A 1018-nucleotide genomic window follows, 5' to 3' on the forward strand; every position below is an offset into this window, starting at 1 on the left:
AAAAATACGTGTACCTTTACGGCCTTCGGGTATTTCTACTGGTAATATTTGGTCAGAAAAATAACCGGCTTGAATCGCTTTTAACGCTTTTTGCTGGCTATCCCATGCAAAATCATCCATTTCTTCACGGGTAATATTGAACTGCCCTGCAACATTTTCTGCCGTCATTCCGTTGTGGTAAGGGCCTTCTGGCCAAGTTAGGATGGACGTTAACCCATCTTCCAGTACATCATTTCCCATGCTGTAGCCATAGCGCGCTTTGCGTAAGTAGTACGGCAGCATTGTCATATTTTCAGTACCACACGCCACCACAACATCTGATTGGCCGGTCTGCAACAACATCATGCCATCGGCTAACGCTTGTAGCCCTGAACCACATTGGCGGTTAACAGAATAAGCGGTGGTTTCTTTTGGTAACCCTGCTCGCAGTTGGCAAATACGAGCGATAAAACCACTTTCTGCGATTTGCCCAACATTACCCACAATGACTTCATCAACATCTTCGGGAGCAATTCCAGCTCTTTTCACGGCTTCACGGATAACCACCGCCCCGAGGTCATGTTGATGCGTATTTGCAAAACTTCCCCCCATCGTGCCAATTGCCGTTCTCACACCACTCACAATGACAATATCATTCGCTTGTTTCATTATTTCCCCCTATAACACCATTCCGCCGCCAACATTGATTACTTCGCCATTGATATAACGCGCTTTATCAGAGGCTAAAAATGCAACACATTGTCCAACATCGCGCGGATCTCCTGCAAAACCCGCAGGTATCTTGCTCATCATGATGTCCCACACTTTTTCAGGCACACCACGGGTCATATCCGTATCAATAAACCCTGGGCAAATCGCATTGACTGTGACCCCTTTACGGGCGAGTTCACGACAAGCCGTTTTAGTCAGGCCAATAACCCCGGCTTTGGATGCAGCATAGTTGGCTTGCCCAACATTCCCAAGCCAACTCGCCGATGAAATATTGACAATTCGGCCGCTTTCTTGCTCACGCATTAAC

The 1018-nt window shown here is 47.2% G+C and carries 2 protein-coding genes; both read right to left on the minus strand.

The genetic code is table 11. The features are described 5' to 3' along the window. Positions 1-648: thiolase family protein (locus tag A9O67_RS12930; RefSeq protein WP_197484421.1), on the minus strand; the 648-nt coding region annotated here is incomplete at its 3' end. Between the two features lie 9 nt (positions 649-657). Continuing rightward, positions 658-1018, minus strand: a 361-nt coding sequence (locus A9O67_RS12935) for an SDR family oxidoreductase (RefSeq protein WP_156682239.1), incomplete at its 5' end; no start/stop codon positions are given.

The organism is Tepidimonas fonticaldi, assembly GCF_001675355.1.
Classification (GTDB): Bacteria; Pseudomonadota; Gammaproteobacteria; order Burkholderiales; family Burkholderiaceae_C; genus Tepidimonas; species Tepidimonas fonticaldi.